At 44.1% G+C, this 508-nt stretch carries 1 protein-coding gene and 1 pseudogene; both read right to left on the bottom strand.

All coding sequences use genetic code 11. The features are described from left to right. Positions 1 to 216: pseudogene (locus HC176_RS16090) on the bottom strand (hypothetical protein); the annotation flags it as partial. A gap of 27 nt (positions 217 to 243) precedes the next feature. Next, positions 244 to 508, bottom strand: a 265-nt coding sequence (locus HC176_RS16095) for a helix-turn-helix domain-containing protein (RefSeq protein ID WP_280818699.1), incomplete at its 5' end; no start/stop codon positions are given.

Genomic DNA, 508 nt, shown 5'->3' on the forward strand with positions numbered 1-508 from the left:
TGTAAGGTTGAGGTTCGTCTGGCTCTGAATAAGGTCCTGCAACTGCAAGGTGAAGGTGCGGTCAATTCCCGGTTCCACAATAGCAGCGGCATTCTGGAAATAATTCACCTGAAAGGTTTCTGCGGCCCCTGTATCGGCTCCCGAAAAAGAATAGATGCCACATGAAACAGAGGTGAACAGCAGGAGGGAGGCGAACAGCAATTGAATTTTCTTCATAAAATATAAGGTGTCAAAAATGACATTTTAGAGGTCGTATTGTTTGATCTTTCTGTAGAGGGTGCGTTCGCTTATCCCAAGTTCATCTGCAGCAGCCTTGCGCTTACCGTTGTGGCGCTCAAGTGATTTTTTAATAAGCTCCAGCTCCTTATCCTGCAGGGAAAGCGTTTCTTCTTCCTCAATTTCTTCAGCAAAATAATATTTATCCTGCTTATCGGGCGTTTTTTGCTGCGTAATTTGAAGCACTTCCAGTTGTTCGTCTGTTATTTCTTCAGGAATGATCTCCTCTTCA

The organism is Tamlana crocina, assembly GCF_012037625.1.